The sequence below is a fragment of the Salinicola tamaricis genome (assembly GCF_003006155.1).
Lineage (GTDB): Bacteria > Pseudomonadota > Gammaproteobacteria > Pseudomonadales > Halomonadaceae > Salinicola > Salinicola tamaricis.
In genome coordinates this window covers 2,756,871-2,781,514 of the sequence record NZ_CP023559.1, presented here as the reverse complement: position 1 = coordinate 2,781,514, position 24,644 = coordinate 2,756,871, and the positions used below count along the sequence as shown (strand labels likewise).

Here is a 24,644-nt window from a genome sequence, read left to right as displayed (position 1 = left end):
TTAGATTGTAAACGCCAATCGCGCAGAGATTACGCAAGCGTTGTCGCCACTGGGCGACAGCCTGATCGAGACGCCGGACGACAACCTGATCGAGCGGCTGAGCGGCAGCTTGGTCGAGAAAGGCGATTCAGGGACTGCGCGGGCTCAGGGTCAGATGGTCGGCACGAATCTGGATATCGAAGCGGCCGAGAAAGCTCATGCCGAGCAGCACCATGTCATCGCCGATACCGGCATGGATCGACCCTGCCACCCGACGCGCCGAAAGACCGCCTAGACGCACGCTGTCGAGGGTGGTGAGGCGCCCTTCGACGCGCCCGTTGGCGGTGGTGAAAGTAGCTGCAGGGCCGGGTTGCAGACCCAGGCGTTCGGCCAGCCCGCGCGACAGCGAAACATAGGTAGCGCCGGTATCGAGCAGAAAGGTGACCGGCTGGCCATCGATCTCGCCCGGGGCGACGAAGTGGCCAGCGGCGTTGCGCGCCAGGGTGACCGGCGCGCCGGGTGCGGCGTGGCGGGAGAGCTCGAGATTGGGATTGGCGCGGCGGCTTTCGACGCCGCGAAACCACCACACCGCCAACGCCATCATCACCACCCAGCACAACAGCATCATGCCGAGGCCGAGACGCCGGGTAGTGCGTTGTGCATCAGCCATCGGCTCGCCCCCCATGCGACTTCATCGGGTTCGCCACGGCGCTAAGCGCAGGATCGAGGGTATCGGTGTGGGTCACGCAGGCCTCGGCCAGCACGTGTCCGCGCATCGCTGCGCGGACACGATTCAACTGCGGTTGATCGACATGCCGCCATCGACCAGCATCGCGCTGCCGGTCATGAACGCGGCATCCTCCGAAGCCAGGAACAGCGCCGCGCGCGCGAGTTCTTCCGGTTGCGCCAGACGCTTGAGCGCGTGCATCTGCGCGACTTGCGCCAGCGCCTCCGGCGTATCGTTCATCGCCTCCGCCATCGGCGTCTGCGTGCCGCCGGGCAATAGCGCATTGACGCGAATGGCTTGCGGGCCGAACTCCGCCGCCAGCGCCTGGGTCAGACCGATCAGGCCGGACTTGCTGGCGGCGTAGGCGGCGGTGCCGGGGAAGCCGACAGTGTAGCCGACGAAGGTGGAGGTAAAAATCAGCGAACCGCCACCGCGTGCCAGCATCGCCGGAATCTGATGCTTGGCACCGAGGAAGGCCGCACTGAGGTTGGTGTCGAGCGTCTCGTGCCACGCCTGAGTATCCAGTTGAGGGGTTGGCATCAACGTCCCGAGCGTGCCGGCGTTGTTGAACGCGATATCCAGCCCCCCGAAACGCTCGATCGCCAGCGCCACCAGCGCCTGCGCATAGGGTTCCTCGCGCACGTCGCCGGCCAACCAAGCAGCCTGACCGCCAGCATCGACAATCTGTGCGGCGACGGCCTTCAGCGCCGCACCGCGCCGTGCCGCCAGCACCACGCAGGCGCCCTCGCTCGCGAACAGCCGCGCCGCGGCCTGACCGATCCCGGAACTGGCGCCAGTGATGAGCGCGATCTTGCCTTGTAAACGTTGCATCCATGTCTCCATTGTCTCGAAGGAACATGGATGATCGGCGATGGACCACCTCGCTACTCGCCGTTTTCGGACCTGGCAGTGGCGGCGTGGCGATGGGATGCACGCGAGCGGTAGTGCAGGCGCTTCTGCGCCACGATTTCTTACTCTGTCTCCAAGCCATCGGCCACGGTGTGGAAGCCCAGATCATTGGCCAGGCCGATAAGCGAGCGCACCATCGCGCCCTTCTGTTCGCCGTGAGAACCCTTCGATGGGCTCGCCGCGATTGTCGCTGAAGCGCATGACGCTCTCCTGTCTCTCCGGGGGGATCTCCCGCTGGCCTGGGGTGCAGCGAGGGCATCCGCGACCCACTGCGCAAGCGCACCGCGGGGGTGCTACAGTCGTCATCACGACGCACCCTTTCTGTACTCACGACGCACCCATTCCCGTTCACCGATAACCCTAAGGTTCCCGCAGGCGTTTGTCATGACAGATCTCGCTTCCCCCTCTCAGACGCCCGCCCAACTGGGCTTTCGCATGCCGGCGGAGTTCGCCCCCCACGACGCCTGCTGGATGCTGTGGCCACAGCGTCCGGACAACTGGCGCCTGGGGGCCAAGCCGGCGCAGCGCGCCTTCGTCGACGTCGCCTGTGCCATCGCCGAGAGCGAGACCGTGATCGTCGGGGTCAATGACGAGCAGTACGAGAACGCCCGCCACCAATTGCCGGCGCACGTTCGGGTGGTCGAGCTCTCCAGCAACGATGCCTGGATGCGCGACGTCGGCCCGACCTTCGTCACCCATCCGGACGGTCGTATCGCCGTCGTCGACTGGGACTTCAATGCCTGGGGCGGCCTCAAGGGCGGTCTCTACTTCCCCTGGGACAAGGATCGCCGCATTCGGCGCAAGATCGCCGAGATGCTGGGGATTCCCTGCTTCGCTGCGCCGATGGTGCTCGAGGGCGGCGCCATCCACGTGGATGGCGAGGGCACGTTGATCACCACCGAAGAGTGCCTGCTCAACCCCAATCGCAACCCGGAGCTCGGCCGCGAGGCGCAGACCCAGCTACTGGCCGACTACCTGGGCATCGACAAGGTGATCTGGCTGCCGGCGGGCTGCTATCACGGGACGAGACCGACGGCCCACGTCGACAACCTCTGCTGCTTCATCGCCCCCGGGGTGGTGGCGCTGACCTGGACCGACGACGAGAGCGACCCGCAGTACGCCATTTCGCGGCAGGCGCTGGAGATTCTGGAACACGCCACCGACGCCCGCGGCCGCCGCTTCGTGGTCCACAAGCTGCCGCAGCCGGGCCCACTCTATCTGGGCGAAGAGGAAGCCAGCGGCGTCGACCGCCTGTCGAGCTCGCGCCCGCGGCGCCCGGGAGACCGCATGGCAGCCTCCTACGTCAACTTCTATATCGGCACCAGCGTGGTGGCGATGCCACTGCTCGACCCCGCCCACGACGCCAGCGTGCGCGAGATACTGGAAGGGCTCTTCCCGGGGCGCCGGGTGATCGGCGTGCCGGCACGCGAGATTCTGCTCGGCGGCGGCAACATTCACTGCATCACCCAGCAGCAACCCCGGCCCTGAGCGCTCCGTGGCTCTCCCTCATCGGCATCGCACATCCCAGGGGGCGCTGGCGCCTGTGATCACCCGGGCTATGCTGAAGCCATGGCCTTTGGCGCCAAGGAACCCGATGTCGACTCAGGAGATTGATCATGCTACGTACGATTCCCTTCATGATGGCCACCGCTCTGCTGCTCAGCGCTTGCGGCACCACTACCGGTGAACGCGCGGTCAGCGGTGCCGGCGTGGGTGCCGCGGTGGGCGCCGGCGCCGCCGCGGCCACCGGCGGCGATGTCTCCGACGGTGCCGTGATCGGCGGTGGCGTGGGTGCGGCCACCGGCGCAGCGACCGACTCGAACGACATCAACCTCGGCAATTGAGCGCGTCGCAAACCGCTATCTGCCGTCAGCGGCAGAAGGCAACCCCGCGCATCCCCAGATGAAAGTGATTGGCGTGCGCGGCGTTGTAATCGGGGCCGATCACGGTCCCGAAATAGCCACAGGCCGCCGCCTGGACCTGGCGCAAGAAACCCGCCCGCACCCCGTCGCCCTTCCAATCCTCGAGTAGATCGATGCGCTCGCCATTGGCCAGTGTGAAGCTTGCGACATCCAGCGCCGAGGCCGTGGCGTGCTCGCTGCGCCGCGCGTTCTCGCGATGATAGATGTTGCGACAGGCGAACGATCCGTAGTGACGCACCGCGGCGACGCGCTCGCCGAAAGTGCGCTCGGCCAGCGGCTGAAGCTCGTGACGCTCGAACATCGTCCACGCCAGGGCCAGCGGGCAGGTGGCGACGAAGCTGGAACTGAAGCGCACTCCGGTGCCCTGGAGGCGTACCACATCGGTCAGCGGGCAGCCCGCCGCCGGGGTGTAGTCCGCCAGCGGCGTGAAACGCACCTCTGGAGCCGTGCGCAGCGCTGCACGACATGCCTCGGGGTCGCGCTCGACTCGCGCGAGCTTGAGCCGAGTGACCGGCGTCACCGGGTCATCCACCACCAGCGGCGCGAACGGATTCCACGCCCTTGGCACCTCGATGCCGCCCTTATCGAGCGCCACACCCAGCGCGATCAGCACAAGCCAACCCAGCGTCGTTGCGCGCATTCGCCTCCCTGCACCGTGTTGCTGAATCCGGGTTCTAGTTTAGGTGTCTGCATCGCATCCTGCCCAAGACGACAGTCCCGCACGGGTACCTTGTCGCCACGGCGAAGACATCGCGACCATGTCCGACTACTCCTCGGCGCCGATCTCTTCTAATCTGGGTGTATGGAGTGAGCTGGGCACGGCGTCGCGCTGCCCAACCGCGCCATCACCTCGATTACCCAGATTGTCGCGTCAGGGAGGACCACAATGCCGGGATGCGCGAGACACGAATCGGTATGCCGGCGCTGCGATGCCCCGCTGCCGTTCGACTTCACCATGGCCTTTCAGCCGCTGGTCGACCTCGAAGGTGGCGAGATCTACGGCTACGAGGCACTGGTGCGCAGCAGCGACGGCGGCTCCGCGGCCAGCGTGCTCGGCCGGGTCGACGACGACAACCTCTACCGCTTCGATCAAGCGTGCCGGGTCAAGGCGCTGGAGCTGGCCCACCGGCTCGGCCACCAGGGCCTGCTCTCGATCAACTTCCTGCCCAATGCCGTCTACGAACCCGAGGCCTGCATCCAGGCCACGCTGATCACTGCCGAACGGCTGGGCTGGCCGGTGGATCGGCTCTGCTTCGAGATCACCGAGACCGAGAAGGTCAGGGATCGGCGCCATCTGCAGAACATCGTCAGCGCCTACCGAGAGATGGGCATGACCGTCGCCCTGGATGATTTCGGTAGTGGCCACGCCAACCTCGACCTGCTGGTGGATATCGTGCCCGATCTGCTCAAGATCGACCGTCGCCTGGTGGATGGCGTCGACAGGAGACCGCGTCAGCAGATCCTGATCGGGCAGATCGTGACCCTGGCGGAAAAGCTCGATATCGCCTTGGTGGCGGAAGGCGTGGAGACCCTGGAGGAGGCGCGCTGGCTCTACCGGCGCGGCATCGTACGCCAGCAGGGCTACTGGTATGCGCGCCCGGAAACCGAAGGTCTGCCGCAGTGCCAGCCGGCCCAGTTCGCGCTGGTACGCGGCCAGCATTGAGCGGCCGCCTCTCTTGTCCTCGCAGCCGGTGGCACGCGCCATGAACGCTTTGCAGATAACGCTCGACAGCGATACCCGCCAGACGCCCCTCCAACCGAGGCTCCAGTCCACGCTCGAGGGGCTCGACCTGCTCGGCATCGCGGCACTCGTCTGCCGTGTCGAGGACGACGCGGTATGGATCTCCGAGGCCAATGCGCTGGCCCGGCGCCAACTGGCGCTCGAAACCGAACTGCCGGCCGCCGACCCCTGGCAGTGGCTCGACGGCAAGCTCCAGCCGCTGACCGCGGACGCCCACCCCGCGCGCCGCCGCGACACGTCGGCACCCCAGCGGTGGCAGCGCTACCATCTGCGCGATCATCGCGGTGAGCTGCGCGCCTTGCGCCTGCGCTGCCGTGGGGTCGACGCCGGTGGCGAGCGCCAGGTACTGCTCGCCCTGGACCGCATTACCGCCATCGAGCCGACGCCGGCACAACCCCGAACGCGTACCCCGCCGCTGCCGGCCTCGCTGCGCCAGTGGATCGGCAGTCTGCCGATCGGCGCCTGCGTACTCGATGCCGCAGGCTATCTGTGTCTGGTCAACCCTGCGCTCTGCAACTTCTTCGGCTATGCCGCCTGCGAACTGCTCGAGCGCCACTTCCAGGTGCTGCTCGCGCCCGCCTCGCGCGAGTCGGGTCAACGCTATCATCAGACGTCGCTCACCAGCGGCGGACAACGCAGCGTCGAGCTCATGCGCCGCGATGGCTCACTCTGCGCCATGCAGGTCGAGGACAGCGTGGTGCACTACGCCGATGGCCAGCCGCTGCGTATCGCCTGCCTGGTCGACATGACCGCCCAGCGTGACCAGACGCGCGAACTCCAGGCGCGCAACCGCCGCCTGGAGTATCTGGCCACGCGTGACGAGATGACCGGGCTGCACAATCGGCGCTACGGCCAGCAACTGCTGGAGCAGGCGCTCCAGCGCAGCCGCCGCTACAGCGAGCCGCTGGCCGTGGCCATGCTCGATCTGGATCACTTCAAGGCGGTCAACGACGAGCACGGCCATGCGGTCGGCGACGATGTGCTGCGCGAGTTCGCCAGTCTGGTCGGGGCCATGCTGCGTCAGAGCGATACGTTGATTCGTTGGGGCGGGGAGGAGTTCCTGCTGCTGCTGCCGGGGGTCGACCGCTTCTCCGCTCATGCCACCCTGGACCGAATCCTGACACGCTTGGCGCAGCAGCCGCTGAGCGCCCGCCAGCTGCAGCTGGCGTTCTCCGCGGGGATCGCCGAGCCGCGCCAGGCCACCTCGGAGAAGCTGCTCGAGCGGGTGGATACCGCGCTCTATCAGGCCAAGCAGGCCGGTCGTGGGTGTATCACCATGGCCGAGGAGGTGTCGCAGCCGCTGGCCCTGCGCGAAGACCCGGAGATCCCCGAAGACACGGCGCTGCCGGAAAGCCCGGCCAGGCCCGAAGGCCCGGCTCAGTCCGCTGGCCCGGCGCTGCCGCTGTAGCAGGCGCATCGCCGTGTCTGCGTCCCGCCACCGCGGGTTCAGAAGAGCGCGCGTACGGCCAGGAACAGCACCGTCGGTGCCAGCAGAATGCCCATCCGGTATAGAAGGTCGCGGTCATCGCGCCATACGGCACCAGACGTGCGTCGGTGGCGGCGAGCCCTGCCGCCACCCCGCTGGTGGTGCCGATCAGCCCCCCAAAGATCATCGCCGAGCGCGGGTTGTCGAGCCCGATCAGGCGTGCCGTGGCCGGTGTCGCGATCATGGTCAGGATCGACTTGACCAGGCCAGCGGCGATCGATAGTGCGATCACCTCCGAACTCGCCCCGAGGGTGGCGCCGGTCACCGGCCCGACGATATAGGTCACCGCACCGGCGGCGATGGTGGTGATATCCACCGGGTCGGTATAACCAAAACCGACCGCGACCACCGCACCGGCCACGAACGACACCAGCACGCCGAGAAACAGTGCGATCACCCCGCGCAGCCCGGCCTTCTTGATCTCCTGGAAGCGCACGCCGTAGGCGGTGGCGATGATCGCCAGATCGCGCAGCATGCCGCCGCCCATCAGGCCCAACCCCGAAAACAGGGTGACATCGGAGAGCCCCTTGCTGCCCCCGGTGGAGATACCGCCCACGTAGGCCAGCACCAGGCCGATGATGATCGCGATGGCCGAGCCGTGCAGACGCCCGGCGGTGAGATGCCGGCTGAGCCAATAGGCCACGTACATGGTCAGGCCGACCACGGCGAAGGCCGCGATCAGGTGGTATTTGTCGACCAGCGACACGATGGAGTCGTTCATGCGGGCACTCCCCTGTTGTTGTTAAACGTTGTTGTTAAACGTCGTTGTTAAAAGTCGTTGTTAAGGGATGTTGTCGAAAGATTCAGCAGCCGCGCGGTCAGGAACGATCGGAAGTGGTCGCCCGGGAGGGCGGCATGGTGGCGCTGGCAGGCGGATCCAGCGGACGCGCATCATCCCCTTTCTTGCCGGTGAGCACCGGCACCAGTGCCAGCCCCAGCGCCACCGCCAGCACCCCGGCGACGATCGCCACCATGCCACCGCTGAAGGCCGCAGCCACGTTCTGGCTCGCTGCCATGGCGACCACGATCGGGATGTACATCGCGTTCCAGAAATTGATGCCGCTCTCGGTCGCCTCCGGCAGCTTGCCGCGGTCCTTGAGATAGCCGGTCACGAAGATCAACAGCAGCATGGCGATACCCACGCCGCCCAGGTTGGCGCTGATGCCAAGCAGTTGGCCCAGCACATCGCCGATGATCAGCCCTACCAGCATGCAGCCGGCGAGTAGCGCAACACCGTAGATCACCATCGTCATTCACCTCCGGGGGACTTGTTGTTACGCCGGCGAGCCCCTGATCACCGGCGCTTGTTATGGCAGAAACTGGCGCAGACCTCAGCGTGACGCCGTGGCCGGTGCCTGGTAGATGTCGGCGTAACGCTCACGCAGCGCGTTCTTCTGCACCTTGCCCATCACGTTGCGCGGCAGGCTGTCGATGAAGAACACCCGTTTGGGCTGCTTGTAGCGCGCCACCTTGTCGCTGAGTGAGCGAGGACCTGCGCCTCATCGAGCGCAGCACCCGGCTTGAGCACCACCGCGGCGGTGACGCCCTCACCCAGATCCGGGTGATTGACCCCGATATCACCGCCGACTCGACCACCTCCGGCAGCTCGTCGATCCACTGCTCTATCTCCTTGGGATAGACGTTGTAGCCACCGGAGATCACCAGATCCTTGTCGCGTCCGACGATCGACAGATAGCCGTCGGTATCGATCACCCCCAGATCGCCGGTAATGAAGAAGCCATCCTCGCGGAATTCGGCGGCGGTCTTCTCCGGCATGCGCCAATAGCCCCTTGAACACATTGGGGCCACGCACTTCCACCAGCCCGGTCTCCCCCGCCGCCAGTACCTTGCCGCTGTCGCGATCGGTGATGCGCACCTCACTGCCGGGCAGCGCGAAGCCGACCGTGCCGGGGCGACGCTCGCCGTCGTAGGGATTGGAGGTATTCATGTTGGTCTCGGTCATGCCATAGCGCTCGAGAATGGCGTGGCCGGTACGTTCGAAGAAGTCGCGGTGGGTCTCCGCCAGCAGCGGCGCCGAGCCGGAAACGAACAGGCGCATGTTGCGCACCGCCTCGCGGTCGAGACGCGGACTGGCGAGCAGGCGGGTATAGAATGTCGGCACCCCCATCAGCACGGTGGCCCGCGGCATCAGCGTGATCAGTTGCTCCGGATCGAGCTTGGGCAGAAAGGTCATCGAAGCGCCGACGGTGAGAACGATGTTGCACGCCACGAACAGCCCGTGGGTATGGAAGATCGGCAGCGCGTGGAGCAATGGTCATCGCTGCCAAAGCGCCAGGTTTCGGCCAGCGCCTGGCTGTTGGCGGCGAGGTTGGCGTGGGTCAGCATCGCGCCCTTGGAGCGCCCGGTGGTGCCCGAGGTGTAGAGAATCGCCGCCAGATCGTCGCCCGCCAGATCGGCAACCTCCGTATCCGCCTCGGCCGCCTCGGCGAGCGCCATCAGCGAACCGTCGGCCGCCGCCCCCAGGGTCTCGACCGCGGTCGGTGTCTGATAAACATCGCCACAGCGCTCGGCGAGCCGCTCGGCGCTGTCGCGGTCTTCTGGGCGGCACACGTAGAGTCGCGGTTCGGCATCGCCGAGGAAGTACTCGATCTCGGCCTCGGTGTAGGCGGTGTTGAGCGGCAGATAGACGGCGCCGACCTGCAGGCAGGCGAGATAGAGCATCACCGTCTGCGGGCTCTTGTCGACCTGCACCACCACCCGCTCGCCGGGGGTCACGCCGCGCTCGCGCAGTACCCGCGCCAGGCGCCGCGAGGTATCGAGCACGTCGCGGTAGCGATAGCTCGCCCCTTCGGCGGTGTCGATCAGCACCTTCTCCGGCTGACGCGAGAAGTTGTCGAAGAACTGAAGATAAAGATTTTGATTCATGCCACTCTCCTGCGATTCATACCACTCTTGCGATTCATATCACTCTTACGATTCATGACGGGGTTGCTGCTGGCCGCCGCGGCGATTCGCCTGCAAGCCGGGTACTATCGTTCTTCGGGCCATCGTTCGCCGGCCTTCGTTCGTCGGCCCATCCTTCGTCTGGCCACACCCGATGACACTCGCACCCGGTGTCCGCATGCCGGATTTCATGCCTTGGCCTTGGGATCGCCCTTGGCACCGGCCTTGGGGCCGCTCTTGGTATCGCCTCTGGCATTGACCTTGGCATCGCCCTTGGGCGCAGCGAGCAGGCGGCTGCGCGCCTGCTTGGCGTCGCGCCGGATCTCCTGGGTGCATATCACGCTACCCTCGCGGCTGAACGCTTCGTGGTTCTGTTCGATCCGTTCGAGCTCGTAGAGATAGTTGACCATCAGCGCGTGGGACTGCTTGAGCCCCTTGTCCGACAGGTCGCCCGGCCAGTTGAGGCGATGCAGGCTGGCGCCGTTGCCGAGATGGAAGCGCGCCACCGGATCGAGCGGCATGCCGCTGTCGCCGCGCTTGACGTCGATCAAATAGTGGGCGGCCAGCGCCCGCACCTCGGGGGCGAGCTTGTCGCGCATCTTGCCCGGCTCGCGCCAGTGTCCGGCATCGAGTTCGGTGACGAGATCGTCGCTGAGGTTGAGCTCCCCCTGGTCGCGGGCCTGCTGTAACCAGGCGGCGAAGCCCGGGACCGGCGACAGGGTGACGAAGTTCTCCAGATTGGGTAGCTCGCGCTTGAGCTCCTGCACCACCTGCTTGATCAGGAAGTTGCCGAAGGAGATGCCCTTGAGCCCGGCCTGACAGTTGCTGATGCTGTAGAAGGCGGCGGTATCCGCCTCCTGCGGCGGCACTTCGTCGCCGCTCTCGAGAATGGTCTGGATGTTGTCGGGAATGCCGCGGCACAGCGCCACCTCGACGAAGATCAGCGGCTCGTCGCCGGTGGCCGGGTGGAAAAAGGCATAGCAGTGGCGGTCGTCGGGATCGAGCCGTCGGCGCAGATCGCCCCAGTCGCGAATCGCGTGTACTGCCTCGTAGCGGATCAGCTTTTCGAGCACCGCCGCCGAGGTGTTCCAGTCGATGCTCTCCAGCATCAGGAAGCCGCGGTTGAACCAGGAGGCGAACAGATGCGCGAAATCCGCATCCAGCGGCGCCAGCTCCGGGTGGGCCTTGAGCAGACCGAGCAGATCGGCGCGCATCTTCACCAGCTCGTAGGTGCCACCGGGGCAGAGATTGAGCCGCCGCAGCAGGTGCTGGCGCCGTGGTTCGCACACCGCGAACAACTGCGCCAGGCTGGCGTTGTCTTCCGCCTCCTGATAGGCCGCATAGGCGGCGTGGATCCGCTCGGGCTCAGCGGCGTAGTGGTCGGCGAGCAGCTGGAAGAAGGCCAGGCGGCCGGCGTCATCGAGAGACGCATAGCGCTCCAGCGCCTCCTGGGCGATCAATATCTGCGACGCCTCGCCACCGGGCTGCATCAGCGTCTCGCACACCGAGGTCAGGCGCGCGAGACTGCTCGGCGTGTCACGCTTGTCGGCATGAGCGGCCTGACCGCGGGTGCGGCGGCCGATGCTCGACAGGAGTTCCTGCAGAAAATTCATGTTGACGTTCATGCCGGCCCTCTCGGGTGTGGAATGGGTACGCTCGCCGACGTTTCAGACCCGAATTTTTAGATGCGACGTTCCATAAAAGGCTAGCGAGATCGCACGGATGCAGGTGTTAACATACATGTCACCGCCCTGTTATATACAACAGTCACGACTCCCGACTTCACTGTCAACATGGGAAAAAGTCTAAGACAGCGGGATACTCCCGCTGACGGGCGAGCCCTAGAAGGCTGAAAAGCCAGTAAATTCTGGCAGAATCACAAAAGCGGAAAAGAGGAGAACGTCGAGCATGGCCAGCGTCCCCCAGGCCCAACGGCTGCGCGATCTACTCGAGGACGCGATCGTCGAGGGCCATTTCGCCCCCGGTGACCGACTCGACCCCGAGGCACTGGCACGCGACTACGCCTGCTCGCGCACGCCGATCCGCGAGGCGCTGCAGCAGCTAGCCGCCTCGGGCATGGTCAAGGTGCTGCCCAAGCGGGGCACCTTCGTGGCCCAGCTCGGAGTGACCGAACTGGTGGAGCGCTTCGAGGTCATGGCAGAACTGGAGGGGATGTGCGCACGCCTGGCGGCGCGGCGTGCCACCGCCGACGAACTGGCAGACCTGCGCCGGGCACATCAAGCGTGCCACGCCTGCCTCGAAGCGGGCGACGTCGATGGCTACTACTACGAGAACGGCGCCTTTCATCATCTGATCTACGCCGCCAGCCACAACGATTTCCTGACTCAGGAGGCGACGCGACTGCACGCCATTCTCAAGCCCTACCGGCGCCTGCAGCTGCACGTGCGCCAGCGTATGCAGAGCAGCTACGCCGAGCATCGGGCGATTATCGCCGCGCTGGAAGCCGGCGACGCCGCAGGCGCCGAGCAGGCGATCCGCGATCACGTGCAGATTCAGGGCGAGCGTTTCAACGATCTGGTGGCCTCGATGCAGCGGCTGCAGGCCATGCGCCGCTGACGGCGCGCGACATGACGACGCCTGTCAGCGCACCAGCAGGGTCAACAGTAGAGCCACGGCCCCGACCACCAGCGCCAACGACACGCTCACGCTGACCAGCCGGTTGAGCCAGCGGTCGAAGCGCGACAGCGCCAGCGGCGCGGCTCGCCGGGTGGCGCCCTGCGGGGCTCGGCGGGGGATCGGTTAGGCATGGGCGGTGGGCAATCGGTTAAAGGAAAGGTGGGTGATACCAAGGTTAACGGCCGTGACTCCCGTTACATTAGGCCGCGCCGGGATTTTTCTCCACTGCCACGCGATCTTGCCACGCACCACCTCTTCCCCCGCTATCTCTCCAGCGCTATCTCTCCAGCGCTATCTCTCTCCTACGTTATCTTGCTCCTCTACCTTGTCTTCCTCGTCTGACCCCATCCGCTGGTTACCGACGCGCGGAGACGAAAAGGGCCCCGCCGAAGCGGGGCCCGATAGCGTAATGCGCCCGCCTCCGATGGCGGGCGGCGCGGTTCAGCGCGGGTTGATACGGCGGTTCTTGACGTCCGGCGCGCGGCGGTAGCGGTCCTCGTCGACCAGCTCCTCGGCCTCGAACGCATCCGCCCCCACCGGGGTTTCGCTATGACGGCGGTAGAGCGCGGTGAGCATCGCCTTGCGGTCGGCCCGGAGCTCCTTGATCATCACCGAGATCATGCCGTAGAGGATGAAGGTGAACGGTAGCGCGACAGCACCGCCGCCGACTGCAACCCCTTGAGGCCACTCTCGCCGCCGGCCGAGAGCAGGGTCAGGCAGATCGCAGCGATCAGCACGCCCCAGATCACGCGCTTGAGCAGCGGCGGATTGAGCGAGCCGTTTATCGGTCATCTGCGACACGATATAGGTCGCCGAATCGGCCGAGGTCACCAGGAAGATGAAGATCAGGCACAGCGCTACCACCGACAACACGTTGGAGAACGGCATCAGGTCGAACATCCGGAACAGCGCCGAGGTGATGTTGTCCGCGGTGCCTGGGCAAGACCTGCGTCGCTGTGCAGCTCCATCTGGATCGCCGCGCCGCCGAACACCCCGATCCACAGACACGCCAGCAGCGGCGGCACGATCAGCACGCCGAACACGTACTGCTTGATCGTACGCCCGCGCGAGATGCGTGCCACGAAGGTCCCACGAACGGCGACCAGGCGATCACCCAGGCCCAGTAGAAGATGGTCCAGCCGGCGGCCCAGTCGCTGCCGTTGTAGGGCGACATGCGCAGGCTCATGCCGATGAAGTCTGCAGGTAGTCGCCGATGCCCAGGGTGATCGTCTCCAGAATCTTGACCGTAGGCCCGGTGAACAGAATGTAGAACATCAGCGCGAAGCAGATGATCAGGTTGAGGTTGGAGAGATTCTTGATCCTTTGTCCAGCCCCGAGGTGGCCGAGATCATGTAGCAGACGAACATCGCCCCCATGATATGAACTGCCAGGTCATGTTCTCCTCGACCCCGAACACCGAGTGCAGGCCGCCGTTGATCTGCAGCACCGCCAGCCCGATCGAGGTAGCGACCCCCATCACCGTGGCGACCACCGCGAAGATATCGAGCACCGGCCCCAGACGGCGCAGCTTGGGGCGCTTGGCGGTGACCGAGGAGAGCACGTTGGAGACCATCCCCGCCTGGCCCTTGCGGAACTGGTAGTAGGCGATGATCAGCCCAACCACCGAGAACGCCGCCCACTGGTGAATGCCCCAGTTGAAGAAGCTGTACTGGATGGGCGTAGCGCGCCGCCTCGGGCGTGGCCCCCTGGACATCGCCGAACGGGGGTTGAGATAGTGGGTCATGGGTTCGGCCATACCGTAGAACACCAGCCCCACGCCGAAGCCAGCGGCCAGCAGCATGCTCACCCAGGAGAAGAAGCCGTAGGTCGGCTTGCTGTCCTGGGGCCCGAGTCGGATCTTGCCGTACTTGCTGAAGGCCAGTACCACCAGAAAGATCACGAACCCGAACACCGAAATCAGATAGAACCAGCCGAAATAGTGCGTGGTCGCGCCAAGCGCGGTATTGGCGAGGTCGCCGAAGCGGTTGGGAAAGATGGCACCGATGGCCACGATCGCGGCGATCAGCACCGCGGATACGATGAATACACCTTGCTTGCCAAGTCTGGCCATAAGGACTCCCCGGTCGTTGTCTCTCTTCCTTGACTCATGCCAGCGTCGTAACGCAGGGCTGGGCACAGTATAGACGACGCGGTTTTCGGCCCGCGTCGGCAGGCCCGGCGCTACAGGCATGAAGAAAACTTAATATACGTAAGACTTCGTTAAGCCCCTCCACGGCAACCTACCCTCGACATCCTCTCCTTCAGGCCCTGAAGGGGGCAGGAGACCGACCACGAGGGAAGACCCCATGCCCGGTTTACCGCTGACCTTTCCCACCGCCACGCTGCACTGGCGCGAATGCCAAAAGGCGTCGGAGCGCGCCCAGCTCGAAGCCTTCATTGCCACAACCTATCGGCGGCAGCATGGCGCCGAGCTGAGCCAGTTCGCGCCGCGCCTCTACGGGCTCTGGGATGCCGACCAGTTGCAGGCCGCTGTCGGCGTGCGCCTGGCCGGCGACGCCCCGCTGTACCTGGAGCGCTATCTGAGCGAACCGGTCGAGTGCTTGCTGGCACGCGAGCTGGGCACCCCGGTCGCGCGTCACGCGCTGGCCGAAATCGCCAACCTGGCCACACTGCGCCCGGGCCTGGCGGTGCCGCTGATCCGCCACTTGATCGAGTCGCTGGTGGCCGAGGGCTGTGGCTGGCTCACCTTCACCGCCACCGCCGCGGTGCGCAACGGCTTCCGCCGGTTGGGACTCGACGTGCGCCGCCTGGGTGACGCCGACCCTGCACATCTCGACGCCCACGAGCGCGAGCGCTGGGGCAACTACTATCTGCACCGCCCGTGGGTCATGGGCGGCGACCTGATCAAGGCGTGGCGGCGGCTAGATCCCAACCGCGAGCTTACCTCTCCCGATAGCCCTACCCCACTCACCGTGACAGCCCAGGGCTGCCATCACAAGGTCGCCCCCCATGCGTGAACGCTTCCTCGACCATCTCGGCGCGCTTGCCGTGAGCCAGCCAGCGCAGGTCGCCCTCAGCGCCAACGGCGTGACGCTGACCTACGCCGAGCTGCCCAGCGAGATCGCCCGGCGCTGCCAGCAGCTGGCCGCAGCGGGTGGGTGCCGCGTGGCGCTGATGCTCGACAACGGCCTCGACTGGGCGCTGTGGGACCTGGCGCTGATGCAGAGCGAGGCGGTCAACGTGCCGCTACCGATGTTCTTCTCCCCGGCGCAGCTGGCCCACGTGGTCGATCAGGCCGGCATCGACACCCTGATCGGTCCCGCCGCGGTCGCCGCAGCGCTGGGCTTTGCCGCCAGCGACGACCCGCTGTTGTGGCAGCGCGAGGTGGCAGCGCCGCCGACGCTACCAGCGGGGACACACAAGATCACCTTCACCTCCGGCACCAGCGGCACGCCCAAGGGGGTCTGCCTCGACAGCGACACCCAGCTGACGGTGGCGGACAGCCTGGCAGAGGTGGCCCGCGGCGTAGGCGTGAGGCGGCATCTGGCGATGCTGCCACTGGCCACGCTGCTGGAAAACATCGGCGGCCTCTACGCCCCGCTGTGGCTGGGCGGCAGCGTCACCCTGCCAGGGCTGGGCGAACTCGGCTGGCGCGGCGCCAGCGGTTTCGACAGCACCCAAGCGTGGCGTGTGATCCGCGCCGAGGCCCCGGATAGCCTGATCCTGGTGCCGCAGCTGCTCAGCGCACTGCTGATGCAGCAGGGCGAGGCGCCGCTTGGCTTCGGGCGCTTCTTCGCGGTGGGCGGGGCCACGGTCTCCCCGGCACTGCTGGCGCGTGCGGCCGAGGCCGGCTGGCCGGTCTTCGAAGGCTACGGGCTCTCCGAGTGCGCCTCGGTGGTGACGCTCAACCGCCCCGGCGAGGTGCGCTCGGGTAGCGTCGGCCGCCCGCTACCGCATGCCCGGATCACTCTCGCCGAGGATGGCGAGGTGATGGTCGAGGGCAGTCTGATGCTCGGCTATCTCGGTGACGACGCGCCGCGCCCGACACGCTGGCCCACCGGGGATCTCGGCGCCTGGGAGGGCGAGGCGCTGGTGCTCAAGGGGCGCCGGCGACAGGTCTTCATCACGGCCTACGGGCGCAACGTCGATCCCGCCTGGGTCGAGGCCGAGCTCACCGCCGAACCGGCGATCGCCCAGGCCTGGGTCAGTGGCGAAGCGCAGCCGAGCAACCGCGCACTGCTGGTGCCCCGCGGCGAGTGGGTCAACGACCAGCAGCTCGAAGAGGCCGTGGCCCGCGCCAATCAGCGGCTGCCCGACTACGCCCGCGTAGCTTGCTGGAAGCGTAGCGCCCCCTTCACCCCGGACAACGGCCTGGCGACAGCCAATGGCCGGCTGCGCCGCGAGGCGCTGGCCGAGCGCTACCGCCGCTGGCTGGACACGCCGGTCAGCGCGTGATGCGCCCGCAACCCGCTCGAGGAGAGCCGCCCATGTCTCACCCGCATTCGACGCCAGCAGATTCAACGCACGCAGACCTGACGTACGCAGAACCAACGCACAAAGATACGAGATCGACGCACGACGCCTCGACTCGCACCACCCCTGTACATCACGCGGCCGGCAAGGCCGCCCTGGAGAACGCCATGACCCCGTATCAGACCCTGCAGCAGCAAACCGCCGAACAGCGCCAGTGGCTGCTGGACACCCGGTAATCCGCCGCGCCCTGACCGGTGACATCGATCGCGCCACCTACCAGGCCTTCCTCACCCAGGCCTACCACCACGTCAAGTACACGGTGCCGCTGATGATGGCCTGCGGCGCACGCCTGCCCGAGCGCCTGGAGTGGCTGCGCGGCGCGCTGGTCGAGTACATCGAGGAGGAGTACGGCCACCAGGCGTGGATTCTGGATGACATTCGCGCCCTCGGCGGCGACGCCGACGCGGTCGCCGCCGGACGCCCGGCGCCGGCCACAGAGCTGATGGTGAGCTATGTGCGCGACGTGATCGAACACGGCAACCCGATCGGCTTCTTCGGCATGGTTCAGGTGCTCGAGGGCACCAGCACCGCCATCGCCACCCAGGCGGCGGAGAAGATGCGCGACGGCGCAGGCCTGCCCGCCGACGCCTTCCGCTACCTGGAGTCCCACGGCAGCCTCGACATCGGCCACCTGGCGTTCTTCGAAGCGCAGATCAACCGCATCGAGTCGGCCCAGGACCTGCAGGCGGTGATCGATACCGCCAACATGGTCTATCGCCTCTACGACGGCGCCATGTTCCGGACTCTCGGCCAGGCCGCGGGCGACGCCCACACCAGCGAGGTACTCGCCGATGCGCTGGTCTGATCGCCGCATCCTGGTCACCGGTGCCAGCGGCGGCATCGGCGGCGCGCTGGTGGCCGAACTCGCCGAGGCCGGTGCCACGCTGCTGATCGTCGGGCGCAACCAGCCGAGCCTGGACCGCCTGGCGGCACTGGCGCCAGATCGCATCTACATACTGAAAGCGGATCTCGCCCAGGCCGAGGACCGCCGTCGGGTGGTCGATGCCGCCAGCGAAGCGCGCATCGACATGCTGATCAACGCCGCCGGCAGCAACCAGTTCGGCCTGTTCGAAGAACAGGCCCCGGCGGCCATCAGTGCCATGGTCGAGCTCAACGTCACCGCCACCCTGCTGCTGACCCAGGCGCTGCTGCCGCGTCTGCTGCACCACGATCGCGCCTGGATCGTCAACGTCGGCTCGGCCTTCGGCGCCATCGGCCATCCGGGTTACGCCACCTACTGCGCCACCAAGTTCGCCCTGCGCGGCTTCAGCCAGGCGCTGCGCCGCGAGCTCGCCGACACTCCGGTGGCGGTGCTGCACATCGCCCCGCGGGCGACCCGCACCGGCATGAACAGTGCCGCCGCGGACTCGCTCAACGCCGCGCTCGGCAACGCCGTCGACGCCCCGGAGGCGGTGGCCGCACGATCGTCTCGAGCATCGAGAAGCGCACCCGCGAGCGTCAGCTGGGCTGGCCCGAATGCCTGCTGGTCCATCTCAACGGTCTGCTGCCCGGGATGGTCGACCGCGCGCTCAAGAAGCGACTGCCGATCATCCAGCGCCACGCGCGTCGCGTCTCGACGCCATCTTCCTGATCGTGAGGTCATCATGACCCGCTGCGTTCACCCACATCGTCGATCACGCTGGCATTCGTTCGCGCTCCCGGGGCTGGCGCCCGCTGCCCTGGCACTGCTGCTCGGCCTGAGCGGCAGCGCCACCTGCTCGCCACCCCCATGGCCGAGGCGCGGCGGCACCGCCGCCGCCGCACCCCGGTGGCCGCTGGCCTGCACGAACTGCAGAGCCGCTGGGCCAACATCAGCTACCAACTGCCGGAATCGCGCCGCGAGGACGCCTTCGACCAGCTCTATAAGCGCGCCGCCCTGGTCGCCGCGCATCCGCAAAGCGCCGAACTGCATACCTGGGCCGGTATCATCCGCGCCTCCGAAGCCGGCGCCGGCGGCGGCCTCAGTGCGCTCTCCCAAGTCAAGGAAGCGCGCCAGCAGTTCGAGAAGGCCCTGGCCATCGACCCCAAGGTGCTGAATGGCTCCGCCTATACCAGTCTGGGCACGCTCTACCACAAGGTACCCGGCTGGCCGATCGCTTTCGGCGACGACGACAAGGCGCGTGAGCTGCTGCAGAAAGGCCTGGCGATCAATCCCGACGGCATCGACAGCAACTACTTCTGGGCCGACTTCCTGCATGACCAGGGCGATGACGCAAAGGCCCGCCAGGCGCTGCAGAAAGCGCTGGCGCGCAGCTCCCCGCCCCGGCGCGAGAGCGCCGATGCCGGCCGGCGTCAGGATATTCAGAAGCTGATGAGTCAGTTGAAGAGCTGAGCCCAGCCTGAGCGAGCCGCCCGCGCGGATCGCTCAGGCCGCGCTTGCAATCGTGATGGGCGCCCTCATGATATGAATCATGAGGGCGCTAAGGAACGCTGCCTAAATGCCTGCACGGACTCGGCGTCCCCAACGAATCGCTGCGTTGCGTGGTACTCGAGCACTCGCCTAACCCCACGTTATGTCTCGTGCTCTGCGCGCCATGCGCCTTGCGCTTCATCTCGCTCGGCGATTTATTCAGCGTTTCCCTGATGAGTTGCCCGCCGTTTACGATCGAGGAACCTCATGTCACGATTGGCCGACATTCCCCTTTCGGTGCTGGATCTGGCACCGATTACCTCGACGGCACCCCGGCGGAGACCTTCCGCCATACCGTCGATCTCGCCCAGCAGACCGAGCGCCTGGGCTACAACCGCTACTGGCTCGCCGAGCATCACAATATCGACGGTATCGCCAGCGCCGCGACCAGCCTGCTGATCGGCCATGTCGCCGGCGCCACCTCGACGATCCGCGTGGGTAGCGGCGGTATCATGCTGCCCAACCATCCGCCGTTGGTCGTGGCCGAGCAGTTCGGCACCCTGGAGACGCTCTACCCCGGCCGCATCGATCTGGGCCTGGGCCGGCCCCGGGCTCGGATGGCGTGACCATGCAGGCGATGCGCCGCGACCCCTATGCCGGGGTCAACGACTTCCCCGACCGCCTCGACGAGCTGCGCCGCTATCTCGGCGACGCCACCCCGGGCCAGCGCGTGCGCGCGATCCCCGGCCAGGGCACCCACGTACCCATCTGGCTGCTCGGCTCCAGCGGCTACAGCGCCCAGCTCGCCGCACGGCTGGGCTGCCGTTCGCCTTCGCCGGCCAGTTCGCCCCCGGCTACATGCGCGAAGCCCTGCACCTCTATCGCGAGGGTTTCCAACCCGGCGTGCTCGACACCCCTCACGCCATGATCGGCATTCCACTGATCGCCGCGGAGAGCGACGAGCGCGCGCGCTTCCTCGCCACCACGCAGCAGCAGAAGTTCCTCAACCTGATCCGCGGCAAGAGCACCCGCACGCGGCCGCCGGTCGAGCGACTCGACTGGCTGCCGCAGGAAGAGGCCGCAGTCTCGCAGAACCTCGGCGCGCGGTGGTCGGTGGCCCGGAGAGCGTGCGCCGTCAGCTCGACGAGCTGCTCGACGCCACCGGTGCCGACGAGATCATGGTCAACACCGACTGCTACGACCACGCCGACCGGGTGCGCTCCTACGAGATTCTGGCCGAGGTATGGAAGGGAGCCTGAGCCTCGGGCCGGACCTGTCTCGCGCCCATGGCGTCTCTTGGGTAGTATCGTCGGGTCGCCTTCAGGTCCCGCCTGCGGGAGGTTGGGCGATACGATATCCCTATAACGGTGCCGGGCCTCATGACCAAGCTCACAGACCGGGTCTACACGACCCTGAGACGACAGATCATGTCCGGCGAGCTCTCCTCGGACATGCAGATCAAGGAGGCCCACCTTGCTGACATGCTCTCGGTCAGCCGCACGCCGGTGCGGGCGGCGATCCAGCGCCTCGCCGACGATGGTCTGATTTATCACGAGAAGGGACGTGGCTCGTTCGTCTCGCCGTGGCAGCAGGACGATATCGTCGATATCTACGAGCTGCGCATCCTGCTGGAGTCACGCGCCGCCAGGCTGGCCGCCAGCCGCGCGACGCCGGAGCAGATCGCGCGCTTGCGCCATCACGCCGACGTCATCGAGGGGCTCTACCGGGAGCAGCCCGACAAGTACCTGTTCAGCATCCAGAGCGAGAACCAGCTGTTCCATCAGGTCATCCTGACCGCAGCGGGCTCGGTCCAGCTCACCCGGATGGTCAGGATGCTGGTCGATTCGCCGATCACGGTGGGCTCCTACTATCTCTATTCCGAGACCGAGATGCAGCGCTCGATGCAGCAGCACCGTGACATCATCGATGCGATCGAGCGCCGCGAGGCGCGCTACGCCGAGGACCTGATGCGGGTGCATCTGCGCATGGCCTACTGCGCCTTCATGGCCCGGCAGTCGGCGCGGGAGAAAGGAGAGCCCTGGAACGCCGCCGAGGAGGCGTGACGCGCCGCCGGTTTCCCGGCGACGCGCCCTGCTGGCCGCATCCTGGATAGGCCGCGCTCAGGGTTCCAGGTGTTGACGCGCCCGCTGCGGGTCGGCCGCCATGGCCAGCTTCGACGGCCGCCCACGGTAATGCGCCAGCAGGCGCCGAACCAGCGGTACCAGGATGGTCAGCAAGATGAGCGTGACCATGACGATGGCGATGGTGCTGGAAAATAGAAACCCTATCTGATGGTGCCCGATCAGCATCGCCCGACGCAGGCTGGATTCCGCCACCGGCCCCAGAATGACCGCCAGTACCGCCGGAGCCAGCGGAATCCCCAGACGCTCCATGCCCCAGCCCATGACCCCGAACGCCAGCATCAGCCAGACATCGAACAGGCTGTTGTTGATCGCATAGACGCCGATGGTGGTCAAAGCGATGATGATCGGCGCCAGCAGCAGCGGCGGCATGTACATCACGTTGATGAACAACCGCGCACCTAGCCTGCCGATCACGAACAGCATGATCGACGTCACCAGCATGGCCAGGATGAAACCGTAGGTCACCGGCGCCGAGCGGGTGAACAGCTCCGGCCCCGGCAGCATGCCGTGCACCAGCAGCCCGCCCAGGATCACCGCCGATACGCTGCTGCCGGGGATGCCCAGGGTCAGGGCAGGGATCAGCGAGGCGGCGTTGTCGGCGTTGTTGGCGCACTCCGCCGCCGCCACGCCCTCCGGCGCCCCCTTGCCGAAGCGCGACTTGTCCTTGGCCACGCGCCGGGTTTCGTTCCACGACAGCATGGCGGCGATGTTGCCGCCGGTGCCGGGAATGATCCCCACGATCACGCCGATGGTCGAGGCCCGCACCCAGGTCGGCAGCAGGCGTCGCCAGCCGATGCCGCTGTGCGTGCGTTTGCCACTGCTGCCACTGCTGCGACTCAGCAGCAGCGCCTCCTGCGCCAGGGTCAGCGCCGGCGGAATGGCATAGAGCCCGGTCAGCAGCACCAGGATGTCGATGCCGCCCATCAATTCCATGACATCGAAGGTGAAGCGCTCGTTGCCGGTCATCGAATCGATACCCACCATGCCGATCACCAGACCGATACAGGCGCTGATCAGCCCCTTGATGGGGGCGTCGCTCAGCAGCACGGCGATCGCCGCCAGCCCGAAGATCGCCAGCCAGAAGATTTCGACGGGGCCGAACTTGAGCGCCATGGCCGCCAGCGGCGGGCTGAGAAAGAGCAGCGCCAGCGCGCTGATCGAACCGCCGACCGCCGAGGATACCAGCGCGATCTTCATCGCCTCGAGCCCCTGCCCTTTCTGCGCCATGGGATGGCCGTCGAACACCGTGGCGATCCCCGCGGGCGTGCCGGGAATGCGCAGCAGAATGGCGGGAATCGCCCCGCCGTACATCGCCCCGTTGTAGATCCCGGCCATCATCCCCAACGCCACCAGCGGCTGCATGGTGAAGGTCAGCGGAATCAGCACGGCGATTCCCATGGTGGCGGAAAGTCCGGGCAGCGCACCGATCAGCACGCCGATGGTGGTGCCGCCGGCCATCGCCAGCACGGCGGCTGGCGAGAACAGTAGCGGCAAGGCGGCAAGAATCGAATCCCACATGGCTTAGCTCCCGGTCACCAGACGCAGCGCCAGCTCCGGCGGCAGCGGTCTGTCGAGCACGATCTGAAAGATCAGATAGATCAGCAGTGAAAAGAGGATCGCGGTCGTCACCAGCCACTTGCCCTGGCGATAGCCGAGCAGCCATCCGCTCACGGGTACGAACAACAAGAAGGTGGTGGCGAAACCCAGCCTGGGGGCGATGGCGATCATGGCGACGGAGGTCGCCAGCAGGGTGAGAAACCGCCGCGCGTGACTCGGTGCAAAGCGCAGCGTGTCGCTGCCCGCCTGGCGCAGCGACCAGGCCGAGCGAATCCCCCACACCAGCAGCAACAAGGTCAGCAGGCTCATGACCGCCGTGGGCAGATAGGCCGAGTCACGGGTGAAACCCAGCGCGTGCCAGAGCCCGCAGCCACTGAGAACCGCCCCGGCCAGGGCGACACTCGTCTCCAGCGTGGCTTGACGCATGGTGTGCACTCCTTTCCAAAGTGACGGCTCCCGACCCAGGGCCGAGCCCGGACCGGGAGGCAGGCGGCGGAGCGATTGCCCCGCCGGTTACGTCAATCACTCCAGGGCGACTCGTTCCACAGTGTCTGGAAACGCACCTGCAGATCGTCGAGCGTCTGCTGATAGGTGGTCGGATTCTGATAGTCGAGCGGCAGCGACTGCTGCGCGGCCGCCTGGCGAAAGTCCTCGTCCTGCATGGCGGTCGCGATGGCGCTGGAGAGTTTGTCGACGATCGGCCCTGGCACGCCGGCGGGAACGGCGATTCCGCGGTTGGAGCCGATGATCAGCGGATAGCCGGCCTCGGCGGTCGTCGGCACGTCGGGCAACTCCTTCGAGCGCTGCGCGGCGGCCTGGGCGAGCATCTTGACCCGCCCGGCCTTCACGTCGGACGCCGCCTCTCCGATGTTGAAGATGCCCAGGTCGATATGACCGCCCATCAGCGCCTGGCGCACATCGGCCGCGCCGGGGAAGGGTACGTGGGTCATCTCGATGCCCGCCTGACGTTCCAGCGCCAGCGCCGCCAGATGATCGTCCGAACCGACCCCGGTGGTGCCGTAGGTAATATCACCGGGATGCTGCTTGGCATAGTCGACCAGCGCCGCCAGCGAGCCGAACTGGCTGTCCGGCGCCACATTGAAGCCATCGGGATCGTCGACCACGCTCGCCACCGGCTGGAAGTCGGCCAGCGTATAGCGCGTCTTGCGCTCGATGGGGATGGTCAGCACGTTGGGCGTGTTGATGAAGCCGATGGTGTAACCGTCGGGCTGGGCATTGGCGAGTGCCGTGAAGCCCACCTCACCACCGGCACCCGGCCGGTTGATCACGGTGATGTCAGTGCCCAGGGCTTTCTCGATGTAGGGCACCAGAGTGCGGGCAGCGATATCGGTGCCGCCCCCGGCGGAGTACGCCACGATCATCTGGACGGCACGCTCGGGATAATCCGCCATGGCCGGCAGCGGTGTCAGTACGAGGGCGGCGATGGCGAGTGTTCGGGTCTTCTTGCCGGGCTTCATTGGCTTCTCCTGGTTGGCTGCCATGGCCGTTCGCGTGGGTTGGACCTGGCGCGCTGCGCGGGCACAGAGCGGCTCATCGACCCGCTCATTATTGTTCTTTCTGAAAAACAAAATCATCGAACCATAGCGAACACCCCGGCTCAAGCCCCGATTTAGGCATCGTCTTTCCAATCCGCAAGAATGAAAATAACTACATGTTTTAAATATAAAATATAGAAAATTATACTTTTGTCTCATTCCAAAAAATGACTGACCGGATAGACAAAACTCCAATATTGTTTTTTTATTGTACTAACAAAGGGAGAGCCAAATTGTC

The 24,644-nt window shown here is 66.3% G+C and carries 20 protein-coding genes and 4 pseudogenes; 12 read left to right on the top strand and 12 right to left on the bottom strand.

Annotated elements, in window-relative coordinates; translation table 11 throughout:
• Positions 1–127 precede the first annotated feature (127 nt).
• Together CN538_RS12790 and CN538_RS12785 are read right to left on the bottom strand one after the other, a co-directional pair.
• Positions 128–649, bottom strand: a complete 522-nt coding sequence (locus tag CN538_RS12790; protein ID WP_106420646.1) for a retropepsin-like aspartic protease family protein — start codon at positions 647–649, stop codon at positions 128–130.
• 123 nt (positions 650–772) lie between these two features.
• A complete protein-coding gene (locus CN538_RS12785; RefSeq protein WP_106419672.1) occupies positions 773–1,537 on the bottom strand; it encodes an SDR family oxidoreductase in 765 nt (254 codons plus the stop codon).
• Positions 1,538–1,999: 462 nt separating this feature from the next.
• Here CN538_RS12785 and aguA point away from each other — a divergent pair, with 462 nt between their 5' ends.
• Positions 2,000–3,103: an agmatine deiminase gene (aguA, locus tag CN538_RS12780; RefSeq protein ID WP_106419671.1), complete on the top strand. Its 1,104-nt coding sequence runs from the start codon at positions 2,000–2,002 to the stop codon at positions 3,101–3,103.
• A gap of 128 nt (positions 3,104–3,231) precedes the next feature.
• Positions 3,232–3,459: a hypothetical protein gene (locus CN538_RS12775; RefSeq protein ID WP_106419670.1), complete on the top strand. Its 228-nt coding sequence runs from the start codon at positions 3,232–3,234 to the stop codon at positions 3,457–3,459.
• Between the two features lie 25 nt (positions 3,460–3,484).
• On the opposite strand, the gene CN538_RS12770 is transcribed toward CN538_RS12775, so the two are convergent.
• Positions 3,485–4,177, bottom strand: a complete 693-nt coding sequence (locus CN538_RS12770) for an extensin-like domain-containing protein (RefSeq protein ID WP_106419669.1) — start codon at positions 4,175–4,177, stop codon at positions 3,485–3,487.
• Between the two features lie 246 nt (positions 4,178–4,423).
• Here CN538_RS12770 and CN538_RS12765 point away from each other — a divergent pair, with 246 nt between their 5' ends.
• Both CN538_RS12765 and CN538_RS12760 read left to right on the top strand, forming a co-directional pair.
• Positions 4,424–5,200: an EAL domain-containing protein gene (locus tag CN538_RS12765; RefSeq protein WP_106419668.1), complete on the top strand. Its 777-nt coding sequence runs from the start codon at positions 4,424–4,426 to the stop codon at positions 5,198–5,200.
• A pseudogene (locus CN538_RS12760) lies at positions 5,127–6,533 on the top strand (GGDEF domain-containing protein); the annotation flags it as partial. The gene CN538_RS12765 and the pseudogene CN538_RS12760, both read left to right, overlap by 74 nt.
• 16 nt (positions 6,534–6,549) lie before the next feature.
• Here CN538_RS12760 and madM read toward each other — a convergent pair.
• The 4 genes and pseudogenes from madM to CN538_RS12740 form a co-directional block, all read right to left on the bottom strand.
• The gene (gene madM, locus CN538_RS12755) at positions 6,550–7,485 is read right to left on the bottom strand and encodes a malonate transporter subunit MadM (protein WP_242495085.1); all 936 of its coding nucleotides are present in this window, start codon (positions 7,483–7,485) and stop codon (positions 6,550–6,552) included.
• A gap of 97 nt (positions 7,486–7,582) precedes the next feature.
• The gene (gene madL / locus CN538_RS12750; protein WP_242495083.1) at positions 7,583–8,017 is read right to left on the bottom strand and encodes a malonate transporter subunit MadL; all 435 of its coding nucleotides are present in this window, start codon (positions 8,015–8,017) and stop codon (positions 7,583–7,585) included.
• Between the two features lie 78 nt (positions 8,018–8,095).
• Positions 8,096–9,650: pseudogene (locus CN538_RS12745) on the bottom strand (malonate--CoA ligase).
• A 206-nt stretch (positions 9,651–9,856) separates the two neighbouring features.
• On the bottom strand, positions 9,857–11,281 hold the full coding sequence (locus CN538_RS12740; protein WP_106420644.1) for a malonyl-CoA decarboxylase: 1,425 nt from the start codon (positions 11,279–11,281) through the stop codon (positions 9,857–9,859).
• A 295-nt stretch (positions 11,282–11,576) separates the two neighbouring features.
• Here CN538_RS12740 and CN538_RS12735 point away from each other — a divergent pair, with 295 nt between their 5' ends.
• Positions 11,577–12,245 (top strand): GntR family transcriptional regulator, encoded by a 669-nt coding sequence (locus tag CN538_RS12735; protein ID WP_106419666.1) that lies wholly within the window; start codon positions 11,577–11,579, stop codon positions 12,243–12,245.
• 501 nt (positions 12,246–12,746) lie between these two features.
• On the opposite strand, the pseudogene CN538_RS25300 reads toward CN538_RS12735, so the two are convergent.
• Both CN538_RS25300 and CN538_RS24510 read right to left on the bottom strand, forming a co-directional pair.
• A pseudogene (locus CN538_RS25300) lies at positions 12,747–13,580 on the bottom strand (BCCT family transporter).
• A gap of 73 nt (positions 13,581–13,653) precedes the next feature.
• The gene (locus CN538_RS24510) at positions 13,654–14,376 is read right to left on the bottom strand and encodes a BCCT family transporter (protein ID WP_277985022.1); all 723 of its coding nucleotides are present in this window, start codon (positions 14,374–14,376) and stop codon (positions 13,654–13,656) included.
• Between the two features lie 235 nt (positions 14,377–14,611).
• Here CN538_RS24510 and CN538_RS12725 point away from each other — a divergent pair, with 235 nt between their 5' ends.
• The 7 genes and pseudogenes from CN538_RS12725 (at position 14,612) to CN538_RS12695 (ending at position 21,212) form a co-directional block, all read left to right on the top strand.
• Positions 14,612–15,283, top strand: coding sequence for a thermostable hemolysin (locus CN538_RS12725; protein WP_106419665.1), 672 nt, complete (start codon positions 14,612–14,614; stop codon positions 15,281–15,283).
• A complete protein-coding gene (locus tag CN538_RS12720) occupies positions 15,276–16,721 on the top strand; it encodes an AMP-binding protein (protein ID WP_106419664.1) in 1,446 nt (481 codons plus the stop codon). The genes CN538_RS12725 and CN538_RS12720 overlap by 8 nt, the downstream gene beginning before the upstream one ends.
• Before the next feature lie 232 nt (positions 16,722–16,953).
• Positions 16,954–17,604: an iron-containing redox enzyme family protein gene (locus CN538_RS12715; protein WP_340638111.1), complete on the top strand. Its 651-nt coding sequence runs from the start codon at positions 16,954–16,956 to the stop codon at positions 17,602–17,604.
• On the top strand, positions 17,591–18,835 hold the full coding sequence (locus CN538_RS23025) for an SDR family oxidoreductase (protein WP_242495081.1): 1,245 nt from the start codon (positions 17,591–17,593) through the stop codon (positions 18,833–18,835). The genes CN538_RS12715 and CN538_RS23025 overlap by 14 nt, the downstream gene beginning before the upstream one ends.
• On the top strand, positions 18,829–19,131 hold the full coding sequence (locus CN538_RS23020; RefSeq protein ID WP_242495079.1) for a tetratricopeptide repeat protein: 303 nt from the start codon (positions 18,829–18,831) through the stop codon (positions 19,129–19,131). Before CN538_RS23025 ends, CN538_RS23020 begins: the two co-directional genes overlap by 7 nt.
• A gap of 285 nt (positions 19,132–19,416) precedes the next feature.
• A pseudogene (locus CN538_RS12700) lies at positions 19,417–20,408 on the top strand (LLM class flavin-dependent oxidoreductase).
• Between the two features lie 120 nt (positions 20,409–20,528).
• The gene (locus CN538_RS12695) at positions 20,529–21,212 is read left to right on the top strand and encodes a GntR family transcriptional regulator (RefSeq protein WP_129591365.1); all 684 of its coding nucleotides are present in this window, start codon (positions 20,529–20,531) and stop codon (positions 21,210–21,212) included.
• Between the two features lie 57 nt (positions 21,213–21,269).
• Here CN538_RS12695 and CN538_RS12690 read toward each other — a convergent pair whose 3' ends face one another.
• From CN538_RS12690 to CN538_RS12680, 3 genes are all read right to left on the bottom strand, one after another.
• On the bottom strand, positions 21,270–22,811 hold the full coding sequence (locus CN538_RS12690; protein ID WP_106419661.1) for a tripartite tricarboxylate transporter permease: 1,542 nt from the start codon (positions 22,809–22,811) through the stop codon (positions 21,270–21,272).
• Positions 22,812–22,814: 3 nt separating this feature from the next.
• Positions 22,815–23,276 carry a tripartite tricarboxylate transporter TctB family protein gene (locus CN538_RS12685; protein ID WP_106419660.1) on the bottom strand — a complete coding sequence of 154 codons (462 nt, stop codon included), beginning with the start codon at positions 23,274–23,276 and terminating at the stop codon, positions 22,815–22,817.
• 92 nt (positions 23,277–23,368) lie between these two features.
• Entirely contained in the window at positions 23,369–24,328 is a 960-nt protein-coding gene (locus tag CN538_RS12680; RefSeq protein ID WP_106419659.1) for a tripartite tricarboxylate transporter substrate binding protein, read from the bottom strand.
• Between the last annotated feature and the right edge of the window lie 316 nt (positions 24,329–24,644).